Genomic DNA, 22,910 nt, shown 5'->3' with positions numbered 1-22,910 from the left:
GCCAGGGATGCCCGGCGGCGCGGAGCGGATCCTCCGGCCCCGGTGAAGCGAGGCAACTGTGATCGGGTTCCTCCTCCGCAGACTCGTCAACTACATCGCCCTGTGCCTCGTCGCGACCTTCGCGGCGTTCTCCTTGGCGTCGCTGTCGTTCAGCCCGCTGGACGCGCTCAAGCTGCGCAATCCGCCGGCTCCGCAGGCGACCATCGACGCCAAGGCCGCCGAACTGCACCTGGACCAGGCGATCCCGCACCGGTTCTTCACCTGGCTGGGCGGCGTGTTCCAGGGCGACTTCGGCCGCACGGTCGCCGATCAGGCGATCACCGACGAACTGTTCCGCCGCGCGGGCGTGAGCCTGCGGCTGTTCCTGCTCGGGATCACGATCGGCATCATCATCGGCGTGCTGGTCGGCGTGATCAGCGCGATCCGCCAGTACAAGATCAGCGACTACATCGCCACCACGTTCTCCTTCGTGGTGCTGTCGACGCCGGTGTTCGTGATCGCCACCATCCTCAAGGCGGGCGCGCAGTCGGTCAACGACAACCTGCTCGACGGCTACCAGTTCTTCATCGTGCAGGGCGAGGGCGGCGCGGTCGACGGCGGTTTCGGCGACGTCCTGCTCGACCGGCTGCAGCACATCATCGTGCCGACCCTGGCGATCGTGCTGACCCAGGTCGCCTACTACAGCCGCTACCAGCGTTCGGCGATGCTCGACGTGCTCGGCTCGGACTTCCTGCGCACCGCGCAGGCCAAGGGCCTCACCCGCAGGCGCGCACTGTTCAAGCACGGCCTGCGCACCGCGCTGATCCCGATGGCGACGCTGTTCGCGTTCGGCTTCGGCCTGCTCATCACCGGCGGCGTCTTCACCGAGAAGATCTTCGGCTGGTACGGCATGGGCGACTGGCTGGTGACCGGCATCCAGAAGCAGGACACCAACATCGTCACCACCGTGACCCTGTTCATCGCGATCTGCGTGCTGCTCGCCGGCTGGCTCGCGGACGTGCTCTACGCCGCGCTCGACCCGAGGGTGAGGATCTGATGGCCGCCCCATTGAACGAGGCCGACCTCGCCGACTCGGCTGTCGCCGCCACCGAAACGGAAACCGAGCAGCAGACCGGGAAGTCCTCCAGTCGCGGCAGGCTCGTCGCCCGCCGGTTCTTCCGCAACAAACTCGCGCTGGTCGGGCTCGTCGTCATCCTGCTGTTCTACGTGCTGGCGTTCACCTACAGCTGGTATTCGCCGTGGGGCTACGACGAACTCGACCCGGCCGCGACGCTGATGCCGCCGGACGGCACGCACTGGTTCGGCACCAACCAGATCGGCGGCGACATGTTCGCGCAGACCATGCGCGGACTGCAGAAGTCGCTCACCATCGGCCTGCTGGCCGCGCTGTTCTCCACCGGCGTGGCCTCGATCGTCGGCTCCGCGGCGGGCTACTTCGGCGGCTGGACCGACCGGGTGTCCATGTGGGTCGTCGACCTGCTGCTGATCCTGCCGCCGTTCCTGATCATCTCGATCCTGTCGCCCGCTTTCCGCGGCAAGACCTGGCTGATCCTGGTCGGCCTGATCGCGCTGTTCCAGTGGATGATCACCGCGCGCATCGTCCGCGGCATGACGCTGACGCTGCGCGAGCGCGAGTTCGTGAAGGCCGCCAAGTTCATGGGCCAGTCCCCGTGGCGGATCATCTTCAAGCACATCGTGCCGAACATGGCTTCGCTGCTGATCATCGACGCGACGATCAACGTCGGCGTCGCGATCATCATGGAGACGTCGCTGTCGTTCTTCGGCTTCGGAGTGCAGGCGCCGGACGTTTCGCTGGGCACGCTGATCTCGGCGGGCTCCGACGCGGTCCGCACGTTCCCGTGGCTGTTCTACATCCCGGCCGGCTTCCTGGTGTTCACCGTGCTCGCGGTGAACTTCGTCGGCGACGGCCTGCGCGACGCGCTCGACCCGTCGTCCAGCCGTTCGCGGCGCAAGGAACGCAAGCGGATCGAAGAAAAGACCAAGTCGAGCGCCTCGACGCAACCTGTGGGAGCAGAAGCATGAGCGCCGCACTCGAATTGAGCGCGGAAACGGGCAAGCCCACCGGCACCGTGCTCGAGGTCTCCGACCTCGAAGTGTCCTTCCCGTCCGAGTCCGGCCGCGTGCACGCGGTGCGCGGCCTGAACTACCAGGTCGCGGCCGGCGAGGTGCTCGGCATCGTCGGCGAGTCCGGTTCGGGCAAGTCGGTGTCGTCGCTCGCGGTGATGGGGCTGCTGCCCCCGCAGGCGCGGGTGTCGGGCTCGATCCGGTTCCAGGACAGCGAATTGATCGGCAAGTCCGACGTCGAGCTGTCGAAGATCCGCGGCAAGAAGATCTCGATGGTCTTCCAGGACCCGCTGTCCGCGCTGACCCCGGTGTACACCGTCGGGGCGCAGATCGCCGAAGCGCTGCTGGTGCACGGCAAGGGCACGATCACCAAGCAGCAGGCGAACAACCGCGCGGTCGAGCTGCTCGACCTGGTCGGCATCCCGAACGCGGCGGCGCGGGCGAAGGCGTTCCCGCACGAGTTCTCCGGCGGCATGCGCCAGCGCGCGGTGATCGCCATCGCGATCGCCAACGACCCGGACCTGATCATCGCCGACGAGCCGACCACCGCGCTCGACGTGACGGTGCAGGCGCAGGTGCTGGAGGTGCTCAAGACCGCGCAGGAGGTCACCGGCGCCGGCATCGTGATCATCACGCACGACCTCGGCGTGGTCGCCGGGTTCGCCGACCGGCTGATGGTGATGTACGCCGGGCGCGCGGTCGAACAGGGTCCGGTCGAGACGATCTACGCCCAGCCGCGGATGCCGTACACGCTGGGCCTGCTCGGTTCGATCCCCCGCGTCGACGCGCGGGAGAAGCAGCCGCTGGTGCCGATCGAGGGCCAGCCGCCGTCGCTGGTGAACCTGCCGCAGGGCTGCCCGTTCGCGCCGCGCTGCCCGCTGGCGATCGACGCATGCCGCACGGCCGAGCCGGAACTGTTCACGATCACGCCGGGCAACCCGAACGCGCCGGTCGACACGACGCACCGGGCCGCCTGCATCCGCACCGAAGAACTCGCCCGTCCCGAAGCGGACGCCGCCGAGGTCTACGGCGCGGAGGTGATCGAGGAGGCCGCGGTCGCGTCCCTGCCGCGCACCCAGCGCTCGACCGTGCTGGACGTGCAGGACCTGCAGAAGCACTACGCGGTCAGCAAGGGCACCGTCTTCAAGCGCAAGGTCGGCGTCGTGCGCGCGGTCGACGGGATCACCTTCGACATCGTCGAGGGCGAAACCCTCGGCCTGGTCGGCGAATCCGGCTGCGGCAAGTCGACCACGCTGATGGAGATCCTCGAACTGGCGGCCCCGTCGCACGGTTCGGTCGCGGTGCTCGGCAAGGACGTGGCGAAGCTCGCGGGCAAGGACCGCAAGTCGATCCGCCGCGACCTCCAGGTGGTCTTCCAGGACCCGATGGCCGCGCTCGACCCCCGGCTGCCGATCGGCGACATCATCGCCGAGCCGATGGTGACGCACGGGTTCTCGAAGGAGCGCATCGACCAGCGGGTGCCGGAACTGCTCGGGCTGGTCGGGCTGCGCCCCGAGCACGCCGACCGGTACCCGGCGGAGTTCTCCGGCGGGCAGCGCCAGCGCATCGGCATCGCGCGGGCGCTCGCGCTGGAGCCGAAGCTGATCGTGCTCGACGAGCCGGTGTCCGCGCTCGACGTGTCGATCCAGGCCGGCGTGATCAACCTGCTGGACGAGCTGAAGGCCAAGCTGGGCCTGTCGTACCTGTTCGTGGCGCACGACCTGTCGGTGGTCCGGCACATCGCCGACCGCGTGGCCGTGATGTACCTCGGCAAGATCGTGGAGATCGGCGACGTCCGCACGGTGTTCGAGGCGCCGCAGCACCCGTACACGCAGGCGCTGCTGTCCGCGATCCCGATCCCGGACCCGGCCAAGGAACGCGAGCGCGGCCGGATCATCCTCACCGGCGACCTGCCCAGCCCGGCGAATCCGCCGTCGGGCTGCCGGTTCCGCACCCGGTGTTTCGTCTTCTCCCAGCTGTCCGAAGAGGACAAGCGCAAGTGCGTCGACGTCGAACCCCCGCGCGAATCCCGCGCCGAGGACCACGACGTCGCGTGCCACTATGCCAAAACCCGCGAAGTTGTGTAGCCACAATCCGTTGGCACACCAGAAGAAGGAAGGTAAACACATGCGACGGAGAATGGCCGCAATCGTGGCCCCCGTTGCCGCTCTGGGGCTCCTGCTCGCCGCTTGCGGCGGAGGCAGCGGCGGCGGCGACAAGGGTTTGCAGGACGCAGGCACCACGGGCGTCAAGACGTCGGACATCAACGAGCAGCCGATGGACAAGCTGAAGGACGGCGGCGACTTCAAGTGGCCGGTCGACCAGCTGCCGGACAACTGGAACTACTACCAGGTCGACGGCACCGTCCTGGACGGCGCGAACATGTTCGGCGCGATCCTGCCCTACCCGTTCCCGCAGAACGCGGACGCGACGGTCGGTCTGGACAAGAACTACCTGACCTCGGCCGAGATCGTCAGCCAGGACCCGCAGGTCATCGAGTACAAGATCAACCCGAAGGCCAAGTGGAGCAACGGGCGCCAGTTCTCCTGGGAGGACTTCGCCGCGATGGCGAAGGTCCTGAACGGCAAGGACACCGCCTACCAGGTCTCCAGCACCACCGGCTACGAGGACATCGCCAAGGTCGAGAAGGGCACTGACGACCTCGACGTCAAGGTCACCTTCGCGAAGAAGTTCGCGGAGTGGAAGTCGCTGTTCTCGCCGCTGTACCCGAAGGAGGCGATGGCCGACGCCAACACCTTCAACAAGGGCTGGGCGCAGAAGGCGCTGATCACCGCGGGCCCGTTCAAGATCAAGAACGTCGACTACACCGCCAAGACCGCGGTGTTCGAGCGCGACCCGAACTGGTGGGGCGACAAGCCGAAGCTGGACACCGTGACCTACAAGGTCGTGGACCGTCCCGCGCTGGCGGACGCGTTCGCCAACGGGCAGATCGACTTCTACAACCTGAACAACGACATCAACGCGTTCAAGCGGGCGCAGGCGGACCCGAACGCGGTCGTGCGCCAGTCGACCTACCCCGACTACACGCACATGACGCTGAACGGCGCGCCGTCCTCGATCCTTTCGGACAAGGACCTGCGGCTGGCGGTCATGCGCGGCGTCGACACGGTGACCATCTCGAAGTCGATCCTCGGCCAGATGCAGAAGGACACCACGCCGATCGGCAACCACCTGTACCTCAAGGGTTCGAAGACCTATGAGGACAACAGCGGCCCGTACAAGTTCGACCAGAACGCGGCCAAGGCCGAGCTGGACAAGCTGGGCTGGAAGCAGTCCGGCGACCTGCGCGCCAAGGACGGCAAGCAGCTGAAGCTGCGCCTGGTCATCCCGTCGGGCACCCCGATCAGCCAGCAGACCGGCCAGATCCTGCAGTCGCAGCTGAAGGCGATCGGCGTGGGCATCGACATCGTCGCGGTCCCGTCGGCCGAGTTCTTCAAGAACTACGTGAACGTCGGCAACTTCGACCTCACGCTGTTCCGCTGGATCTCGAACTCGTTCCCGATCGGCGGCAGCAAGGGCATCTACTACCTCGACCCGAAGAACATCAACCAGAACTACGGGCACATCGGCAGCGACAAGCTGAACCAGCTGCTGGACACCGCCGCGCAGGAACTGGACGACACGAAGCGGGCCGCGGACATCAACGCCGCGGACAAGGAGATCTGGGCGCTGGGCCACCAGCTTCCGATCTTCCAGTCGACCGGCGCCTTCGCCGTCCGCAAGACGCTCGGCAACTTCGGTTCGCCTGGCTACGCGAACAACCCGTACGACTACACCAAGATCGGGTTCGTGAAGTAATCCTCCCCCAGCGGGAAACGAAGGAGCGGCGCGGACTCCCCGCGCCGCTCCTTCCTTTTTGGACAGTTAAGGTGATCCTTGTGCGGAAGTTCCTGCGATTGCGGCCGGTGCGGCACATCCTGGCGACGAGTGCGGTGGTGTTCGTCGCGTGCGCCGCGGTGTTCGTGGTGCAACTGCTGGAGTTCAACAGCACCCGGCCGCGGCTGCAGGGGCTGACCGTGAACGCGACTGGCATCGTCTCCCGGGTCGACGACGCCACCGTCACGGTGCGGTTCCCGGTGCCGAACCAGCCGGAAGCGAGCGCGGCGGTCGAACTGGACACCACTCCCCCGCCGCTGGGCACGAAGGTGCCGGTGCGCTACGACCCGTCAGCCCCTTCGCGCGCGGTCACGACCGGCGCTTCGGCTTTGGTGACCGCCGATCGCGCCTCGACGTACGCGACGGTCACGGTGGTCGCAGTGCTCGCGATGCTTGCGGTGAACGGATTCCTGTTCTTCACGCGCTTCGTGCAGCCGTCCCGGCGCAAGGCGGTCGCTTCGGTGCCGATGCGCCGGGTGAAGGTGCAACGCGGCTTGCTGACGCGGTCGTGGCTGGAGACCGACACCGCGACGCCGCGGTGGATCCCGGTGTACTTCTCGCCGACGTTGATCGGCTTGCCGTCGCCCTCGCGGGTCGAGGTGCTGGGTGACCTGCGCACAGACCGTCACGTCGCCGTGCGCCTCGACGGCGAGGTGCTGTACCCGGCAGGCGCGGTGCGCACTGGCGAACCTCGCGGCCGCCGGCTGGACAACCCTTCCGAGCCGGACGAGGAACGCGCGCTCGCCGCGGCCACGCCGGTACGGCTTGCTCGGCAGTTCCGCGCTGACCTGCCGGTGCTGGCGGTTGCCCCGGTCGTGGGGGCGTTCTGGGCGCTGGTCGACGGCAGCGGATTCGCGGGCTGGCTGACGGTCAGCGTGCTGATCGCCGCGTTCGGCTTCTGGTGGGCCGCTCTGCGCGGCTCCGATCCTTCACTCTGACCGGCCCCGCCCCGGCTCGCGAGGACTTCCGCGCTCAGGACTCCAGTTCGGCCAGGATAGAGGCCAGATCGGCGTACGTCTCTTCTACCTGCCGCTCCTTGAGCCGCTGCCGTTCCAGCCGCACCGCGCCGAGGTGCCGGGCCTCGTAGTACAACGCGCGCCGACGCGCCGACGGGGACTCGTCGGGCCGCCCGTAGGTTTCCCAGAACCAATCCCGTCTCGAACCCGTTTTCACCGAGGCCATGCGGATCGTCCAGTCCGCCGCCGGGTCGCCCCACCAGCTTCGGTCGTGGTCGAATACTCCGACGATCTCGAGTTCCGGCGTCAGCATGACGTTCACATGCCAAAGATCCCCGTGCGTCAGGCGCGGTTCGGTGATCTCGTCGAGCAGCGCGGCGTCGCGCTTCACCCAAGCGGCCATCGCGCGCAAGTCAGACCCGTCGAGGCCGAAGCCTTCGACGTCTGCCGCGTTGTCCTCGAAATACGCGATGAGCGCTTCGCTCCAGGTCGCGAAATGCGGACCGGCCACGACGCCGAAACCGGGGCCGCGCACGTCGTGGATCGCGCGGGTGATTTCGCCGAGCTGGCGGAAGTACGGCACCCGTTCCTCCGGCGTATGCGCGGAAAGGATGTCCGGGCCGGGCGCTCCGGGGAGAACCGCCTGCAGGACGTAATCCCGGCCGATGACCTGGTGCGTGAAGTCGGCGGCGATCGTGCGCGGCATCAGCGGCGCGATCGGGGCGAAGTACGGCGCGGCAAGGTATTCGTTGCGCATGAACTGGTGCTCGATCCGGTTTTGCCGCGCCGGTTCCGGGGCGACGCGCAGGATCGCCGGGCCGTCGGCCAGCTCCACCCGGTAGGTGTTGTTGTAGCCGCCCCAGCCGATTTCGACGGCGGACCGCACACTGCTGCCGAGCGCACGGCGGCACAGCAGTTCGATCTGCTCGGCGGTGAGGGGTTGCTGGAACGCGTCCGAGGGACGGTCTTTCGGCTGGAAGTCCACCGGGGCATCCTGCCACCCCGTTCAGGACAGCACGAATCCTTGACGGCTCAGCGAATCCTCGATCCGCAGCCGTTCGAGATCCCGGTCGGCGCCCTCGCGCAAGCCGTCGAGCCGGTGTTCGACGCCGAGCTCGCGGCAGGCGGTGACGAGCAGTGCGTCGTACGCCTGCCGGGTGCCGATCCGACGCGCGGCGGGCGTACCAGCGGGAAGCCGCGCGAGCGTCCGGCGTACCCGGCGCAGGTCGGCGGCCACCTGCTCTACCGGCGGTTCGGACGGCACTGGAGCGGCGCGTCGCCGACGAAGCCAGCGGCAGAGCGCGGGAAGGCGGAGGGCAGCCCAGAACAACGCCGAGGGTGCCACGCTGACCACGGCGAACAGCAGAACCGGACCGGCCGCCACCCCGCCGAGTTTAGCCGCGCCGGCGGTTGCGCGCCCGGTTCGCGAACAGCACCGCGACACCCGCCCCGAGCAGGACGATGCTGGCGATCACGTGCAGCCGCGGCGGCAGCACGTGCAACTGGACGAACCAGCTCGGGTGCTCCGCCCCGGCGAGCCGGTTGATCAGCCCGCCCGCGCCCTGCACCACCAGGAGAATGCCGAGCAGCTCGATCACGACCGCGCCCTTCCTTTCCGCTCGGAAGACCCGATCTGGTGCCACAACGGCCCGACGAGGAACCAGATGCCGACGACCTTGGCCAGCAGCGACATCCAGCCCCACAACGGCTCGGTCCGGCTCGCGTCGCCGATGAAGAGGATCGCGAGCAACAGCAGTGCGGTGCTGATCGCACAGGCCAGCACGCACTTGCCCCATTCGAGCCATTCCTTGCGCACTTTCGCACGACCGGACAATTTCTCCGGCGGCGGTCCGCCGGCGAAGCGGTGCGCGAACCGGATGTCGGCCCACTCCACCATCGACGGTCCGAACACCACCGAGAAGCCCAGGTACACCGCGGCCAGCCCGTGCGTCACGTTCGGCTTCGCGCCGTTGGTCAGGTCGATCACCGTGATCACCAGCAGCACCAGGTCGACCACGGGCACCAGCGCGAGCAGCACGGTGCTGGCCTTCTGCTTGCGCAGCGCGTACCGGGTCAGCAGCCCGGCCGCGATGAAGACCCAGAACCCGATCTCGCACGCCACGATGGCGGCGGTCATCTGGCTGTTCAGAATCTCGTCCATGGCCTCACTGTCGCGGGCGCGGACGTCCGCGCGCGTCAGCGGTCGGCACGATCGGGGGGTCATCATTTCGTAGGACGACCGGGCCGCCGCGGTGTGCTGTCATGGTCGGGTGCGCTTGCGAGACCTGCGCTCGGCCCTCCCCCGGCCGCGCGAACTGCCGCTGTGGCAGCAGAACGGCCTCGTCGCGCTCGCGGTGTTCGCCGGCGGCGCGATGCTGTACCTCATCGACGTCCACCGGCTGCAGGGCAACAGCGACCCGTACCCGATCTGGGTCCGGTTCGCCGAGCTCGGCGCGATGTGCCTCGCCCTGTTCCTGCGCCGGACAGTGCCGTGGGGGCTGCTGATCGCGACCGGCATCGTCGGGTTTGACGTCGTGGTGGGTCTGTCGTTGCCGATCGCCGTCGCGTACACGGATTTCCTCTACACCGCGGTGCTGCACGGCTCCCGCCGCACCGCCCGGGTGCTGGTCGGATTGACCGCCGCCGCCACGCTCGCGGTGCTGTTCGTCTTCGTGGCCATCGCGGGCTGGCGAGCGGCTGCGTTCGGGGTGTTCGGCATGCTGTCGTTCCTGCTGGTCCCGGTGTGGTGGGGCGCGAATGTGCGCCAGCAGAGCGACATCGCGGCGACCGAACGGGCCAACGCCGAGCAGCTCGCGACGATCGCTGCGCTGGACCGAAAGGCGGCCGTAGCGGCCGAGCGCGCGCGGATGGCTCGCGACCTGCACGACGTCGTCGCCGGGCATTTGTCGGCTATCGCCATCCAGTCGGAGGCGGCGCTGTCCATGGCAGACGATCCGAAGACCGCGCAGACCGTGCTCGTCGCGGTTCGGGAGAACAGCGTGCACGCGCTGGAAGAAATGCGCGCGATGATCGGCCTGCTGCGTTCGGAGTCCACCGACGACGAGGTGACCGCTCCGGCGAGGCTGGCCGAACTGTCCAGACTGGTGGAATCTGCCCGAGCGGCGGGCATGACGGTGACCGTGGATTCCACTGTGAACGAAGAACTCGCGCTGCCGACGGCCGTCGACCTCACCGCGTACCGGATCGCGCAGGAAGCGCTCACCAACGCGGTCAAACACGCGCCGGGCAGCCAGACGACAGTGCGGCTGCGAGCGGCCGACGGCACGCTGACCGTCGAAATCGGCAATGAACTGCTCGGCGCGCCTTCCCCGTCCGGCAGCGGCGGGCACGGTTTGCTGAGCATGCGCGAGCGCGCCCACGCTGTCGGCGGCACCCTGCGAGCGGGTCCGTCCGGACCGCGCTGGCTCGTCCACGCCGAACTTCCCCTCGCCGGAGAGCCCTCATGACCATCCGTGTCCTCGTCGCCGACGACCACGGCGCCATCCGCGCCGGGCTCGCGCTCATCCTCGGCAACGCCGAGGGCATCGAGGTGGTCGGCGAAGCCGCCGACGGCGAGGTCGCGCTGCGCCAGGCCCGCGCGCTGCGGCCGGACGTCGTCCTGATGGACGTCCGGATGCCCGGCACCGACGGGATCACCGCCACCCGCAGGCTGATCGCCGAAGGGCTCGCCGAGGTCCTCGTCCTCACCACCTTCGACCTCGACGAATACGTGCACGCCGCACTGCGCGCCGGGGCCGCCGGGTTCCTGCTGAAGTCGGTGGAGGCGCCGCGGCTGATCGAGGCCGTCCGGCTGGTCGCGGCGGGCGAGGGCGTGCTCGCCCCGCAGGTCACGAAGCGGCTGATCGCCGCCTTCGCCAGCACCCCGGCCGGCCCGTCGCCCGCGCCGAGCGGGCTCGCGGACCTCACCGAACGCGAACGCGAGGTGCTGGGCTGTCTCGGCGCCGGGCTTTCGAACGCCGAAATCGGCTCCCGGCTGTACATCGGCGAGGCGACGGTGAAAACGCACGTTTCCCGGGTGCTCGCCAAGCTCGGCCTGCGGTCCCGGGTGCAGGCCGCGATCCTCGCGCAAGACCACGGTATTGAGCCACCCGGTTAGCCGATCTGCGCATCCGGGCGCGACCTTCTAACGTTCCCCCATGGGTGAGCGGAGAACTCTCGACGTCGACGAAGTCCTCAAGCGACAGGAATCCGGCGAGCTGAAGCGGCGGCTCAGGGGGCGCGACCTGATCGGGTTCGGCGTCGGCATCATCATCGGCACCGGGATCTTCACCCTCGCCGGGGTCGAGGCGAAGACGCACGCCGGCCCGTCGGTGACGCTCTCGTTCGTGATCGGCGCGGTGGTCGCCGGCCTCGCCGCGCTCTGCTACGCCGAACTGGCCTCCAGCGTGCCGACCGCGGGCAGCGCCTACACCTACGCCTTCGCCACCCTCGGCGAGGTCTTCGCCTGGATCATCGGCTGGGACCTGCTGCTGGAGTTCGCGCTCGGCGCGGCCGTGGTGTCGCGCAGCTGGTCCGGCTACCTCGCGAACCTGCTCGGGCTGTCGCCGGACTGGTTCGGCGAGTCCGCGACGGTCAACGTCGGCGCGGTGCTGATCATCGCGGTGCTGACGGTCGTGGCCGTCGTCGGCATCAAGGAGTCCGCGTGGCTCACGAACGTGCTGGTGCTCGTCAAGGTCGCGGTCTGCGTGCTCATCCTCGCCGTCGGCGTGTTCTTCGTGAAGGGTTCGAACCTCACCCCGTTCATCCCGCCCGCGCAGCCGCCGTCGAGCAGCGCGAACGCGTTGCACCAGCCGGTGGTCCAGGCCGCGCTCGGGCTCGAGCAGTCGGTGTACGGCATCGCCGGCATGGTCACCGCCGCGGCGGTCGTGTTCTTCGCCTACACCGGCTTCGAAGCGCTCGCCAACCTCGGCGAAGAGACCATCAACCCGCGCAAGGACCTCCGCGTCGGCATCCTCGGCGCGCTGGCGGTCTGCGCGGTGCTCTACATCGGGGTCTCGATCGTGCTCACCGGCATGGTCCACTACACCGACATCGACTCCGGCGCGCCGCTCGCGGACGCGTTCGACCGGGTCGGCCAGCACTGGGTCGGCGCGCTGATCTCGCTGGGCGCGGTCACCGGGCTGACGTCGGTGATGATGGTCGAACTGGTCACGATCGGCCGGATCGGCTTCGCGATGGGCCGCGACGGCCTGCTGCCCAAGGCAATCGGCACGGCGCACCCGCGCTGGGGCACGCCGCACCGGATGACCATCGGCGGGGCCGCGCTGATCGCCGTGCTGGCGGCGTTCGTGCCGATCTCGGCGCTGGCCGACATGGTCAGCATCGGCGCGCTGTCGGCGATGATCATCGTCGCGGTCGCGGTGCCGGTGCTGCGCAAACGCCGTCCGGACCTGAAGCGCCCGTTCACCGTGCCGTTCTCGCCGGTGGTGCCGATCGTCGCCGCGGTAGCGTGCTTCTACCTGATGCTGAACCTCGACGTGATGACCTGGATCCGGTTCGCCGCGTGGCTCGTGCTCGGCCTGCTGATCTACTTCTTCTACGGCCGCAAGCACTCCCGCTTCGCGAAGTAGGTTCAGGCCACTGCCAGGTGCACGCGGCGGTGCCGCGGATTCTCGACCTCGTCGAGCAGCGCCACGGCGAAATCGGCGTACGAGATCTTGCGGGCGAGGTCGCCGTGCCCGCCGATTTCGTAGCGGCCGGTGCGCTCGCCTTCGTGGTCGAAGTCGCCGACTGGGCTGACGTACACCCAGTCCAGCCCGGCGCCCTCGATGCGCAACACCTCGAGCCCCGCCGCGTGCGCCAGGCAGAACGGCCGGAACTCGGCCGGAATAGAGTCCAGCACCGAGGTTCCGTCGGCGGCGGGCAGCAGCGCGGACAGCCCGACCGCGACGAGCCTGGCCTGCGACAAACCGGTGACGAGAGCGTGTGCGGCGTCGGTGAAGAACGCGTGCGGGTCGGTGCCCTCGCCGTAGACCGCGGCCGCGTTGATGACCGCGTCCTGCCCAGCGACGAGGGCAGCGACGTCGGCCGCGTCGGTGACATCGCCAGCGACGACATCTGCCAGGTCGGGATAGCGCGCGGGATCGCGGACCACCGCGGTGACTTCGTGCCCGCGCCGCCGTGCCTCCGCGACCGCCTGCCGTCCGGCCCGGCCGCCCGCCCCGAAAACAACGATCTTGCTCATCGTGGGAATACCTCCTGGAGTGTCGATGCTCTGGAAGGTAGCCAGGGGGCCGGTTCCCTCCGGGATACTTGAGAGGAGACCGTGATGACCGTTCGCCGGCCCTTGCCTCCGGACCTGTTCGAGGAGCTGTGCCCGTCCGCGCTGGTGCCGTTCCGGTTCGGGGACAAATGGTCCGCGTTGGTGATCCGCTGCCTGGAGGACGGGCCGCGGCGGTTCTCCGAGTTGCGCGTGCCGCTGCGTCGCGTTACGCCGAAGGTGCTGACCCAGACGTTGCGCGGCCTCGAACGCTCCGGTCTGGTGTCCCGCACCGCGCACGCCGATCCCGCGTCAGGCGTGGAGTACGCGCTGACGCCGCTTGGCCAAAGCCTGCTGGAACCGATGCGGGCGGTGTACGGCTGGGTTGCCGAGCATTGGGAGGAACTGCTGGACGCGCAGGAGCGGTACGACGGTTAGCCGTTGCGGCACAGGCGGTTTGCCAGTTCTCCTGGCAGCGGATACACCCGTTCCGCGGGCAGCAGCCGTTGTGCTTGCGCGGTGCGCCCGTCCTTGACCAGAGCCGCGGCCTTGCGGACCTGCGGCGTGCGGTCCTCGATGCCGACGATCCATTCGTCGGCGAAGGCCCGGATCAGTTCGCGGCCGACGCCGACCTGGATGCTGTAGTGATTCAGCGCCGCTCCGCGCCACGACCGTTCCGGATCCCATTGGACGTGCACCGCGGCCTCGGCCACCGCTGCCGGATCCGAAGTCGTGAGCGCCGCCCGGGACAGCGCCTCCTCCCACCCGGCCCGGGTGATCCGCACCGCGAGAACACGTTCCTGACCGGGCTTGCGCGCCCAGTTGCTGCGATGCATGAGCCACCGGAACGACGGCTTGATCCACGTCATCCGGTGAAACGAAAACGGCGCGACGAACCGGCCCGCCCGCAATGCCGCGTCGGCGATGGCCGTCCGGTAGGCCTGGTAGACCACGATCGTGTCCGTGTCGAAGTCCGCGCGGATCTCGTAAGGGGCCGTCATGACGCGAAGGCTGCCATCCGCCCGGCCGGTCTCGCGAACTGTTTTCCCGGCCTACTGCGTGCGCAGCCCGGCATAGGAAACCGCCTGCGCCAGCACCTCCGCGTGCCGGGCGTCCGCCACCAGCAGCACCGATTCCAGCGCCGCCGCGATCCATTCCACCGGCTGGTCGTGCACGCCTTCGTCGCCCAGTTCGCGGTAAGTGTCCACAACGGACAGCAGCGTCCCTTCCGCACCCAGCCGTACTCCGGCGATCAGCACGTGATGCGGTGCGGGCGGCCGCCATCGGTTTGTCCACAGTGGAGGGATGCCGGTGTCGAGATAGTCCAGCAACGCGCGTTCCGGCGTGTCCGGCGAGCCCAGCTCCGCCGGGTCGACCCGCGCCAGCACCGCCACGCGCGGCAGTTCCCACAAGCCCAGCAGCAGATCCGAAACCGTCGAAGCGCTCCACTCCCCCAGCGCCGGAACCACCGCCAGCTTCTCCTCCGACAACGTCCGGACAGCTGAGGCCAAACCCTCCAGCGAAGTGCCCGCAGCAGTTTCGTCGAACGGTACCGGAAGCCGGAAGTCGTTGCGGGACAGCGCACCCGCCGGACGGCTGGTCGACGTGCGCACGGTCCCCGCCGCGATCGCGACCTCGTCCTGGTCCGGTACCGCGATGTCCGCCGCGCGCAGCGTCACGAGTCCGGTGAAGGCCGCCGCCAAACCGTCCTTCTGCGGGAGTTCCGCTCGGGCTTCGGCGACCAGGCGCGCGCCGCCGGGAAGCCAGTGGACGTCGGAAAGCCCCGTGTTCAGTACCGCCACAGATGCGCCGCCACGATCTCCTCGGGCGCCCGCTCGGCGGCCCACGCCGCGTCCGAGGCGCGCACCGCGCGGAACGCGCCGAGCAGCTCGTCCCCCAGCGCCCCGGACACGCGCGGATTCGCCAGCAGCGCGGTGTCCTGTTCGGACGGACTCGCCGGCAGCGGCAGCACGCCCGCGGTGTTCCGTTCCCCTTCGCTCCAGCCGCCCGGGTCCTCCGCGATCGGCTCCGGCAGCACCGCCGAATCCTCGATCCCGGCCATTCCCGCGGCGAGCACGACGGCCAGCGCGAGATACGGGTTGGCCGACGCGTCCGACGTCTTCAGCTCGACATTCGCGTGCTCCGCCCCGAGCAGCGCCGTGCCCGGGACGTACCGCAGCGGCGCCTCGCGGTTCTCCACGCCCCAGAACGCATACGCGCCAGCGAAAAACCCCGGCCGCAACCGCATCGTCGAAGGCACGCTCGGTGCGGTGATCGCCGTCAGCGCGGGCAGATCCCGCAGCAGCCCGCCGAGGTACGCCGCGCCTTCGCCGCCCGGCACGCCGTCGCCTGCCAAGAGGTTGCGGCCCTTGCGGCGGACCGAAGTGTGCAAGTGCCAGCCGTTTCCCGCGGCTCCGAGGCCGATCATCGGCGCGAAACTCGCCACCAGCCCGTGTGCGTGCGCGGCCGCGTGGATGGTCTGGCGCGCCAGCAGCTGATCGTCCGCCGCGGATACCGGGTCCGTCGCCGCGAGCGACAATTCCAGCTGTGCCACGCCGTATTCCGCGTGCAGCTGGCCGATCTGCAAGCCGTTCGCGGCGAAATCGTGCAGCAGCGCGGCGACGAAGTCGTCCAGGCCGATCAGCGCGTGCGGACTGTAGGCGGGGCCGCGGTGTCCCGGCGCGGACACGACGTCCTCGCTGCCTGCTGGTGCGACGGCAAACTCCAGCTCGTACCCGGCCCGGAATTCGAGACCACGCTGCGCCGCCTCGGCGACCTGCCGCTCCAGCACGGAACGCTGGCAGTACGGCCACGGCGAACCGTCCGCGGCGAGCTGCCGCACCGGCGCCCAGGCGAGCGCGGGCTGCCCGGCGAGCCGGCGGAGGCGTTCCACGACCGGCACGAGCCGGATGTCGCCGGAGGGCGTGCCGAGACCGGAATGGGCGTAGGTGATGGCGTCGTGGCTGTCGAAGACCGCGAACAGCGAGGTCGCGCCGACGCCGCGGACCGCCGCGTCCGCCAGCCCGCCGACCGGGACCACGCGCGAACGCGGGATGCCGTTGTTGTCCGCCCAGGCCAGGTGGACGCCACCGACCCCCGCCGCGGCCAGGTCCTTCGCCGCCGCCGACGCCGCCTTGGTCATGGCAACCTCCTCGGGCTCGGGATCAGTATCGCGGGCCGGGGCCGCCCGGGCCATCCGCGAGTGTTCACCCGGGCGGCTCAGTGACCGGCCCGGCGTCGTCCCGGCTGCGCAACGCCACCCCGGCGACGACGGCGAGCGTCCCGATCGCTTCGGCGACGCTCGGCACCTGCGCGAGCACGAGGAACCCGACGACCCCCGCCGTCACCGGCAGCAATGCCAGCAGCACCGCGAACCGAGCCTGCCCGAGGCGGCGCAGGACCACTTGGTCGAGCGCGTACGGCACAACGGTCGACAGCACGCCGACGCCGATCCCGAGCAGCAGCATGCGTGGCGAACCCCACACTTCGCCGGTGCCCAGCGCGAGCGGCGACAGCACGACCGTCGCCACCACGAACCCGACCGCCAGCGAATCCAGCCCGTCCCCGCCGATCGCGACCCGCTTGCCGAGCACGATGTACCCCGCCCACGCAGCCGCCGCGGCCAGCGCGAACACGACGCCGAGCGGACTGCCCGCGATCCGTACGTCCGCGATCGCGACCACCCCGAGCGCGACCAGGACCAGCGCGATCAAATCGCGCCGGGTCCGTGACCCAATCGCCGCCACGACCACCGGACCGGCGAACTCCAGCGCGACCACCGTGCCCAGCGGCAGCCGCGCGATGGCCTCGTAAAAGACCACGTTCATCCCGGCGGTGACGACCCCGAAAGCGCCCGCGAGCAGCAGCCTTTTCCCTCGCCAGGCGGCTTTCGGCGGCCGCCGCCACAGCACCAGCACGACGGCCGCCCCGAGACAGCGCAGCCACGCGACCCCAGACGGCGTGGCGTGCCCGAAGAGGTCGACCGCGATGGCCGCACCGGCATACATCGAAATTCCGCTGAGAACGAACAAGACCGGTGCCGGAATCGCGTTCACGCGTTTCCAGGAGAGTGCAATGCCCACTCCCGCATGGTGCCTGACCACGGAAAACGCCCCGCGCCGGGTGGTCTGGTCCTACGGGGTGGGACGCCGCTGCGGCAACCGGGCTAATTCGGCGTGACGCACCTCCCACCGGCGCGGGAACACTTGCGGGCCGCCAAACGTCTGCAAGAGTGGAAGCACGAACACCGCGGAGCCGGAAGCGATCCCCGCCGAAGGCATCGAGACCGAAGTGGGCGTAGCTGGATCGAGGCACCGGGCGACCGGTGCCGGGACGGAGGGAGACCCCCATGACAACACCGACGCTCACCCGCCCCGAATTGACCGCAGCCGACCGATGCGACCGGTGCGGAGCAGCAGCTCAGGTACGCGCTGTCCTCAGCTCCGGAGGCGAGCTGCTCTTCTGCGGGCACCACGCCCGCGAGCACGAGGCCAAGCTCAAGGAACTGGCCGCGGAGATCCAGAAGTAAGTTCGCTCACCGACAGATTCGCTCCCCGGAGGCGGCAGGCGCAGGCGCGCTTGCCGCCTCCGGTGTTTTCCGGGGTGACGCCCGGTTTCGGCTGGCGGTTTTGTGCCGCCCCGGCACCTTCCAGTTCTTGCCCTCTTGCCGTACAGGACTGGCCCCGTGGGTGTGCTCGGACTCGCGCTGGCCTCCGACACCGTCAGCCCACGACCTCCGCCACACTCCGCCGTCCGAGCGAACAAGCCGCACCAGCGCACCCAACGATCGAGGCACCCAGCCCCTCCCCCGCACCCCGATACGAAGCCGAACCGTCAGCACAATGGGCTAACGGGGTGCCCCACGCAACCGCCAGGCGACGAGCCGAAGACGAAACGCCCAGCTCACACCGTGTCCAAAACCACCTCGAAAGCCACCTCAGCCGCCCCCAGCAGCTTCACGTCCGCGCCCAGCGCCGAACTCACGATCCGGGTCCCCCCGGCAGCCCGGGAAACCAGGCTCCGCCCCCGGACCTCCTCGGCGACCGCTCGCATCACCGACTCCGGCAGCACCGTCAGCAGATCCCCCAGCACCACCAGCTCCGGCCCGAGCAGGTTGACCACGTTGACCAACCCCAGCGTGAGCCACTCCGCGTACTCCGCCAGCCGGGAAGCGGCCGCGTCGGCATCCAGCCCCAGTTCGCGCAGCTCGACGAGAATCACTCCGCGAGGCGTGTCCTCCGGCAATCCCAAAGCCCGGCACAGCGCCGCCTCGCCGATCTCGGTCTCCCAGCATCCGCGGCTGCCGCAGTAGCAAGCCCGCCCGCCAGGCCGGATCGCCATGTGGCCGATCTCGCCGACATACCCGGCGCCGCCGCGCAGCGAAGAACCCTGCGAAATCACCCCGCCGCCGACGCCGACGTCCGCGGACACGTACACCGAATCCGAAGATCCCCGGGCCGCCCCGCGCAGATGCTCGGCAACGGCCCCTAGCTCGGCGTCGTTGGCTACCAGCACCGGAATCCGCAGGACCGCCGACAAGCGGTCCCCGAGCGCCACATCGGTCCACCGCAGGTTGGGCGCCTCGTGCACCAAGCCGTCGGCCCGCCGCACCACCCCGGGCACCGACACGCCGGCCGCCACCGGCTCCACGCCGAGGTCGCCGGCCAGCACCCGCGTCGACTCGATCACGTGGGTGATCACCTCGTCCGCGGTCCGCGTCCGGGCATGCAGGTTCCAGCTGTTGCGCCCGAGTATCTGCCCGCCGAGCCCGACCAGCGCGATCGCGACGTGTTCGACTTGCAGGTCGACCGCGAGGACGACGGCGGCGTGCGGCTGCGGCAGGACCAGGAGCGAGGGGCGGCCCGCCCCTCGCCCTGGCCTCGGCACTTTTTCCTCGACCACGCCTGCCTCGGCGAGGCCGTCGACGAGGGTCTTGATGGTGCTCCGGTTGAGCCCCAGCTCGGTGGCCAGCGCCGCCCGCGTACTGGGCCCGCCGACGTGCAGCAGGCGCAACAGGGTCGTGCGGTTGTGCCGGCGCACCTCGTCCGGGCGGGCGACGGGCGGGCTGCTCACCGGGTCATCTTCCCATCAGCCCTCAGCGGGCCGATGCCTCAGCCCGCCGTCGCGACAACGCGTCCACCGAAGCGGCCAGCAGCAGCACCAGGCCGGTGATGATGTTGACCACCGCGGCCTTCTGCTGAAGCAGGCCCAGACCGTTGTTCACGATCGCCAGCACCGCGCCGCCGATCACCGCGTCCATGATCCGGCCCTTGCCGCCGAACAGCGAGGTGCCGCCGATGACCGCCGCGCCGACCGCGAACAGCAGCGTGTTCAAGCCGCCGGACTGGCCGCTGACCGAACCGACCTTCGACGAGTACACGATCGCGCCGATCGCCGCGAACGACGAGCTGATGACGAACACGCTGGTGCGCAGCTTCGGCACGTTGATGCCGGCCCGGCGCGCGGCTTCCTTGTTGCCGCCCACCGCGTACAGGTGCCTGCCGTACTTGGTGCGGTTGAGCACGTAGGTGCCCGCCACCAGCAGGACCAGGACGATCGGCACCACGTACGGCACGCCCGCGATCACGACGAGGTCGTTGGACGCCCGGTTGATGGTGAGCAGGTAAGTCGCGACCGCGGCGACGACCGCGATGGCGCCGACCTTCGCCAGCACGATCGGCGTCGGCTGCACGACGAGCCCGCGCTTCAGCCGCGAGAAGTGCTGTCCGAGCGCGAGCACCGCGTAGCCGCCCGCCGCGACGACGAACAGGATCCAGCTGCCCGCCACCGAAAGGTTGCCGTTGGCGACCGCGTTGAGCGTGTCGCTCGTGCTGATCGGCAGCGTGCCGCCCTCGCCGACGAACTGCAGGATCACGCCCTGCCACACGATGAACAGCGCCAGCGTGACGACGAAGGACGGCATCCCGATCTTCGACACGAGAAAACCGGTGATGCAGCCGATCGCGGTGCCGGTGCAGACCGCGATGAGCATTTCGACCCACGCGTTGACCGGCGCGCCGACCAGGATCACCACGATGCCGACCAGCGAAACCGCCGCCCCGGCCCAGATCTTCTGCAGCAGCGCCAGCACCACCGCGAGCACGAGCACCGCGATGAACGTGATGAAGACGCCGGTTCCCATGGAGCCCAGCAGGTTTCCGTTGTGGACGTAATGCAGCGCCATCAGCGACGCGCAGACGCCGGACGCGGTGCCCGCGGACAGGTCGATCTCGCCCAGCAGCAGCACGAAAACGATGCCCATCGCGATGATGGTCTGGCCCGCGCCCTGCTCCAGCAGGTTGGCGATGTTCTGCAGGGTGAAGAAGTCGCCCGACAGCGCGCTGAACAGGACGGCGAGCACGATCACGCCGAGCACGGCGGGGATCGAGCCGAGCTGCCCGTCCTTCATCCGCGCGAAGTAGTCCTTGATCGCTTCGCCGGTGGACAGCGAGGTGGTGTCGATGCCGAAGTCGGCGATCGCCCCGGAGGGCGCGTCCGGAGTCTGCGGCTTCTCGGAAGTTTCGGTCATGGCGGGTTCTTTCTCGCTCACAGCGCGACAGCTTCGGGACGGGCCAGGCCGAGATCGCCCGATCGGCCCGCGGTGATGAGTTCGACGACCTGGCTGTGCGTGACGTCGCTGGTCTGGACATCCGCGACCAGCCGGCCGAGGTAGAGCACCGCGATCCGGTCCGCGACCTCGAACACGTCGGCCATGTTGTGGCTGATCAGCACCACGCCGAGGCCCTGTTCGGCCAGCCTGCGCACCAGGTCGAGGACCTGCTTGGTCTGCGCGACGCCGAGCGCGGCGGTCGGCTCGTCGAGGATGACGACTTTGCTGTTCCACAGCACCGATTTCGCGATCGCGACGGTCTGGCGCTGCCCGCCGGACAGCGAGGAAACCGGCGTGCGGACGGATTTCACCGTGCGCACGCCCAGCGACGCCAGCGTTTCGCGCGCGGCCTTCTCCATGCTGGCCTCGTCGAGCAGCCAGCTGCTGCCGCGTTCGCGGCCGAGGAACATGTTCTGCACGATGTCGAGGTTGTCGGCGAGCGCGAGGTCCTGGTACACGACCTCGATGCCGAGCCCGGCGGCGTCCTTCGGGCCGCGGATGTGCGCGTCCGCGCCGTTGAACCGCACCGCTCCGGTGTCGTACGGGTGAATGCCCGCGATGCATTTGACCAAAGTGGACTTGCCGGCCCCGTTGTCGCCGACGAGCGCGGTCACTTCGCCCGCCCGCACGGCGAAGTCCACGTCGTGCAGGACGTGGACCGGGCCGAAGCTCTTGTTCAGGCCGGTGATGTCGAGAATGGGCTCGCTCATGGGAATCGCTTGTCTCTCGCGTGGGTGCCGGGCCGGAACGCGTGTCGGGGGAACGCGTCCCGGCCCGGCTGCTCTTGGCGGGGAGTTACTGCGGCGTCAGGAGATGCCGTTTTCGGTGCACTTGGCGGCGAGGTCGCCGGTGCAGATGTCGGACGCCTTGACGTAGCCCTGCTGGACGACGGTCTTGATGTCCTTGATCGTGATCAGCTGCGGCTGCAGCAGCACCGACTTCAGGTCGCGGTTGTTCTTCGGGTCGTGCAGCTTGCCAGTGGCGATCGCGTCCGCGGCGGCCTTGTCGTTCTTGGCCAGCGCGGCGGCCAGCTTCGCGGTGTTCTCGGCCTCTTCCTTGATCGGCTTGAAGATCGTCAGCGTCTGGTCGCCGCGCAGGATCGCCTGCAGCCCGGCCGCGGTCGCGTCCTGGCCGGTGACCGGGACCTTGCCGTTGAGGCCGTTCTTCTTCAGCACGGTGATCACCGCGCCCGCCAGCTCGTCGTTCGCCGCGACGACGCCGTCGACCTTGCCGCCGACCCGGGTGAAGATCTGTTCGAACGTCGTGCCGCCGACCTGGGCGTCCCAGTTGTCGATGGGCTGCTTCTGCACGAGGTTCAGCGCCTTGGAGGCGTACAGCGGCTTGAGGACCTTGTCGTGGCCGTTGGCGAACAGGGTCGCGTTGTTGTCCGTCGGCGCGCCCTCGATCTGGACGACGTTGGCTCCCGGCTTGCTCTTCAGCGCGTCCGCGAGGCCCTGTGCCTGGATCTCGCCGACCTTCTCGTTGTCGAACGAGACGTAGTAGTCGGCCGAACCGCCGAGGCTCGGGCGGTCGTAGTCGATGACCGGGATGCCCGCGTTCTTGGCCTTGGCCTCGATCGCCGCGCCGACCGCGGGGTCGGACGGGGCGATGATCAGCACCTTGACGCCGGAGCTGATGAAGCCGTCGGCGAGGGTGGAGAACTTCTGGTTGTCGCCCTGGGCGTTCTGGATGTCGGCGCTGAAGCCCTGCGCGGAGAGCGCGGCCTGCAGCATCGGCTTGTCGAAGGCTTCCCAGCGGGCCGAGGTGGCGGTCTCCGGCAGGATCACGCCGACCTTGCCGTTGGCGCCGCCGCCGGCCGGGGCGGAGGCGGAGCTCTTGCTGTCCCCCGAGTTGCCGGAGCCCGCGCTGTTGGCGCCGCACGCCGAGAGCGCCAGGCCGGCGCTCACCGTCGCGGCGAGGAGGGTAAGGGTTCTGGTGCGCATCCTCGTTCCTTCTCCGATCATGCTCGCGGGGTGATCGGGAGGGGTCCCCGTGCACCGTCGCAGATATGTTGTGGCCGACAACATATGCCGCGGAGCGGCTCTGCGGAAGATGGCGGGATCGAGTAACCGACACCAAATGGACACAGTTCGGCAACACGGCCCTCATCTGGCGGCTCGGCTGACGGAGTGACCTCGGCCAC

General features: G+C 69.3%; 23 protein-coding genes. 10 read left to right on the top strand and 13 right to left on the bottom strand.

From position 1 onward, the window contains the following. Nucleotides 1-58 precede the first annotated feature (58 nt). The 5 genes from L3Q65_RS03140 to L3Q65_RS03120 all read left to right on the top strand — a co-directional run bounded on the left by L3Q65_RS03140 (nt 59) and on the right by L3Q65_RS03120 (nt 6,920). Nucleotides 59-1,036 (top strand): ABC transporter permease, encoded by a 978-nt coding sequence (locus L3Q65_RS03140; RefSeq protein WP_067579476.1) that lies wholly within the window; start codon nt 59-61, stop codon nt 1,034-1,036. Next, the gene (locus L3Q65_RS03135; RefSeq protein WP_182890549.1) at nt 1,036-2,043 is read left to right on the top strand and encodes an ABC transporter permease; all 1,008 of its coding nucleotides are present in this window, start codon (nt 1,036-1,038) and stop codon (nt 2,041-2,043) included. The genes L3Q65_RS03140 and L3Q65_RS03135 overlap by 1 nt, the downstream gene beginning before the upstream one ends. Next, on the top strand, nt 2,040-4,172 hold the full coding sequence (locus L3Q65_RS03130) for an ABC transporter ATP-binding protein (RefSeq protein WP_237598748.1): 2,133 nt from the start codon (nt 2,040-2,042) through the stop codon (nt 4,170-4,172). Before L3Q65_RS03135 ends, L3Q65_RS03130 begins: the two co-directional genes overlap by 4 nt. A gap of 40 nt (nt 4,173-4,212) precedes the next feature. After that, a complete protein-coding gene (locus L3Q65_RS03125; protein ID WP_182890551.1) occupies nt 4,213-5,904 on the top strand; it encodes an ABC transporter family substrate-binding protein in 1,692 nt (563 codons plus the stop codon). Nucleotides 5,905-5,984: 80 nt separating this feature from the next. After that, nucleotides 5,985-6,920: a DUF3592 domain-containing protein gene (locus tag L3Q65_RS03120; RefSeq protein ID WP_237598747.1), complete on the top strand. Its 936-nt coding sequence runs from the start codon at nt 5,985-5,987 to the stop codon at nt 6,918-6,920. 34 nt (nt 6,921-6,954) lie between these two features. Here the strand turns inward: L3Q65_RS03120 and L3Q65_RS03115 are convergent, their stop codons facing one another. Genes L3Q65_RS03115 through L3Q65_RS03100 form a run of 4 tightly spaced genes read right to left on the bottom strand, consistent with a single transcriptional unit; the run spans nt 6,955 to nt 9,099 of the window. Beyond that, complete coding sequence (locus L3Q65_RS03115; protein WP_237598746.1) at nt 6,955-7,923, bottom strand: phosphotransferase family protein; 969 nt, start codon at nt 7,921-7,923, stop codon at nt 6,955-6,957. Between the two features lie 21 nt (nt 7,924-7,944). Beyond that, nucleotides 7,945-8,322: a hypothetical protein gene (locus tag L3Q65_RS03110; protein WP_237598745.1), complete on the bottom strand. Its 378-nt coding sequence runs from the start codon at nt 8,320-8,322 to the stop codon at nt 7,945-7,947. Between the two features lie 10 nt (nt 8,323-8,332). Beyond that, nucleotides 8,333-8,536, bottom strand: coding sequence for a hypothetical protein (locus L3Q65_RS03105; protein WP_182890555.1), 204 nt, complete (start codon nt 8,534-8,536; stop codon nt 8,333-8,335). After that, the gene (locus L3Q65_RS03100) at nt 8,533-9,099 is read right to left on the bottom strand and encodes a hypothetical protein (RefSeq protein WP_237598744.1); all 567 of its coding nucleotides are present in this window, start codon (nt 9,097-9,099) and stop codon (nt 8,533-8,535) included. The genes L3Q65_RS03105 and L3Q65_RS03100 overlap by 4 nt, the downstream gene beginning before the upstream one ends. A gap of 124 nt (nt 9,100-9,223) precedes the next feature. Here L3Q65_RS03100 and L3Q65_RS03095 point away from each other — a divergent pair, with 124 nt between their 5' ends. From L3Q65_RS03095 to L3Q65_RS03085, 3 genes are read left to right on the top strand one after another with little or no spacing between them, the layout of a single operon-like run. Beyond that, on the top strand, nt 9,224-10,405 hold the full coding sequence (locus L3Q65_RS03095; RefSeq protein ID WP_370648249.1) for a sensor histidine kinase: 1,182 nt from the start codon (nt 9,224-9,226) through the stop codon (nt 10,403-10,405). Further along, nucleotides 10,402-11,055: a response regulator transcription factor gene (locus L3Q65_RS03090; RefSeq protein WP_182890558.1), complete on the top strand. Its 654-nt coding sequence runs from the start codon at nt 10,402-10,404 to the stop codon at nt 11,053-11,055. The genes L3Q65_RS03095 and L3Q65_RS03090 overlap by 4 nt, the downstream gene beginning before the upstream one ends. 40 nt (nt 11,056-11,095) lie before the next feature. Next, a complete protein-coding gene (locus L3Q65_RS03085; protein WP_182890559.1) occupies nt 11,096-12,529 on the top strand; it encodes an APC family permease in 1,434 nt (477 codons plus the stop codon). 2 nt (nt 12,530-12,531) lie between these two features. Here L3Q65_RS03085 and L3Q65_RS03080 read toward each other — a convergent pair whose 3' ends face one another. Continuing rightward, nucleotides 12,532-13,152: an NAD(P)-dependent oxidoreductase gene (locus tag L3Q65_RS03080; RefSeq protein WP_370648248.1), complete on the bottom strand. Its 621-nt coding sequence runs from the start codon at nt 13,150-13,152 to the stop codon at nt 12,532-12,534. Between the two features lie 75 nt (nt 13,153-13,227). Here L3Q65_RS03080 and L3Q65_RS03075 point away from each other — a divergent pair, with 75 nt between their 5' ends. Then, a complete protein-coding gene (locus L3Q65_RS03075) occupies nt 13,228-13,596 on the top strand; it encodes a helix-turn-helix domain-containing protein (protein WP_182890561.1) in 369 nt (122 codons plus the stop codon). Here the strand turns inward: L3Q65_RS03075 and L3Q65_RS03070 are convergent. The 4 genes from L3Q65_RS03070 to L3Q65_RS03055 form a co-directional block, all read right to left on the bottom strand. Continuing rightward, the gene (locus L3Q65_RS03070; RefSeq protein WP_182890562.1) at nt 13,593-14,159 is read right to left on the bottom strand and encodes a DUF4291 domain-containing protein; all 567 of its coding nucleotides are present in this window, start codon (nt 14,157-14,159) and stop codon (nt 13,593-13,595) included. The two genes, L3Q65_RS03075 and L3Q65_RS03070, sit on opposite strands and share 4 nt — an antisense overlap. Before the next feature lie 51 nt (nt 14,160-14,210). Then, on the bottom strand, nt 14,211-14,960 hold the full coding sequence (locus L3Q65_RS03065) for a hypothetical protein (protein ID WP_182890563.1): 750 nt from the start codon (nt 14,958-14,960) through the stop codon (nt 14,211-14,213). Then, complete coding sequence (locus L3Q65_RS03060; RefSeq protein WP_237598742.1) at nt 14,948-16,300, bottom strand: glutamine synthetase family protein; 1,353 nt, start codon at nt 16,298-16,300, stop codon at nt 14,948-14,950. The genes L3Q65_RS03065 and L3Q65_RS03060 overlap by 13 nt, the downstream gene beginning before the upstream one ends. 64 nt (nt 16,301-16,364) lie before the next feature. Continuing rightward, the gene (locus L3Q65_RS03055; RefSeq protein WP_182890905.1) at nt 16,365-17,165 is read right to left on the bottom strand and encodes a DMT family transporter; all 801 of its coding nucleotides are present in this window, start codon (nt 17,163-17,165) and stop codon (nt 16,365-16,367) included. Nucleotides 17,166-17,506: 341 nt separating this feature from the next. On the opposite strand from L3Q65_RS03055, the gene L3Q65_RS03050 reads away from it, so the two are divergent. Next, nucleotides 17,507-17,686 (top strand): hypothetical protein, encoded by a 180-nt coding sequence (locus L3Q65_RS03050; RefSeq protein WP_037358805.1) that lies wholly within the window; start codon nt 17,507-17,509, stop codon nt 17,684-17,686. A gap of 374 nt (nt 17,687-18,060) precedes the next feature. Here L3Q65_RS03050 and L3Q65_RS03045 read toward each other — a convergent pair whose 3' ends face one another. From L3Q65_RS03045 to L3Q65_RS03030, 4 genes are all read right to left on the bottom strand, one after another. Further along, nucleotides 18,061-19,230 (bottom strand): ROK family transcriptional regulator, encoded by a 1,170-nt coding sequence (locus L3Q65_RS03045; RefSeq protein WP_182890565.1) that lies wholly within the window; start codon nt 19,228-19,230, stop codon nt 18,061-18,063. A gap of 22 nt (nt 19,231-19,252) precedes the next feature. Further along, the gene (locus L3Q65_RS03040) at nt 19,253-20,686 is read right to left on the bottom strand and encodes a sugar ABC transporter permease (protein WP_182890566.1); all 1,434 of its coding nucleotides are present in this window, start codon (nt 20,684-20,686) and stop codon (nt 19,253-19,255) included. 17 nt (nt 20,687-20,703) lie between these two features. After that, nucleotides 20,704-21,477: an ATP-binding cassette domain-containing protein gene (locus tag L3Q65_RS03035; protein WP_182890567.1), complete on the bottom strand. Its 774-nt coding sequence runs from the start codon at nt 21,475-21,477 to the stop codon at nt 20,704-20,706. Nucleotides 21,478-21,573: 96 nt separating this feature from the next. Further along, on the bottom strand, nt 21,574-22,710 hold the full coding sequence (locus L3Q65_RS03030) for a sugar ABC transporter substrate-binding protein (protein ID WP_043829303.1): 1,137 nt from the start codon (nt 22,708-22,710) through the stop codon (nt 21,574-21,576). Nucleotides 22,711-22,910: the final 200 nt, after the last annotated feature.

Source organism: Amycolatopsis sp. FU40, assembly GCF_021903635.1.
Taxonomy (GTDB): Bacteria; Actinomycetota; Actinomycetes; order Mycobacteriales; family Pseudonocardiaceae; genus Amycolatopsis; species Amycolatopsis dendrobii.
Note: the sequence above shows the minus strand (reverse complement) of the source record. Positions and strands in the feature narration are given on the sequence as shown.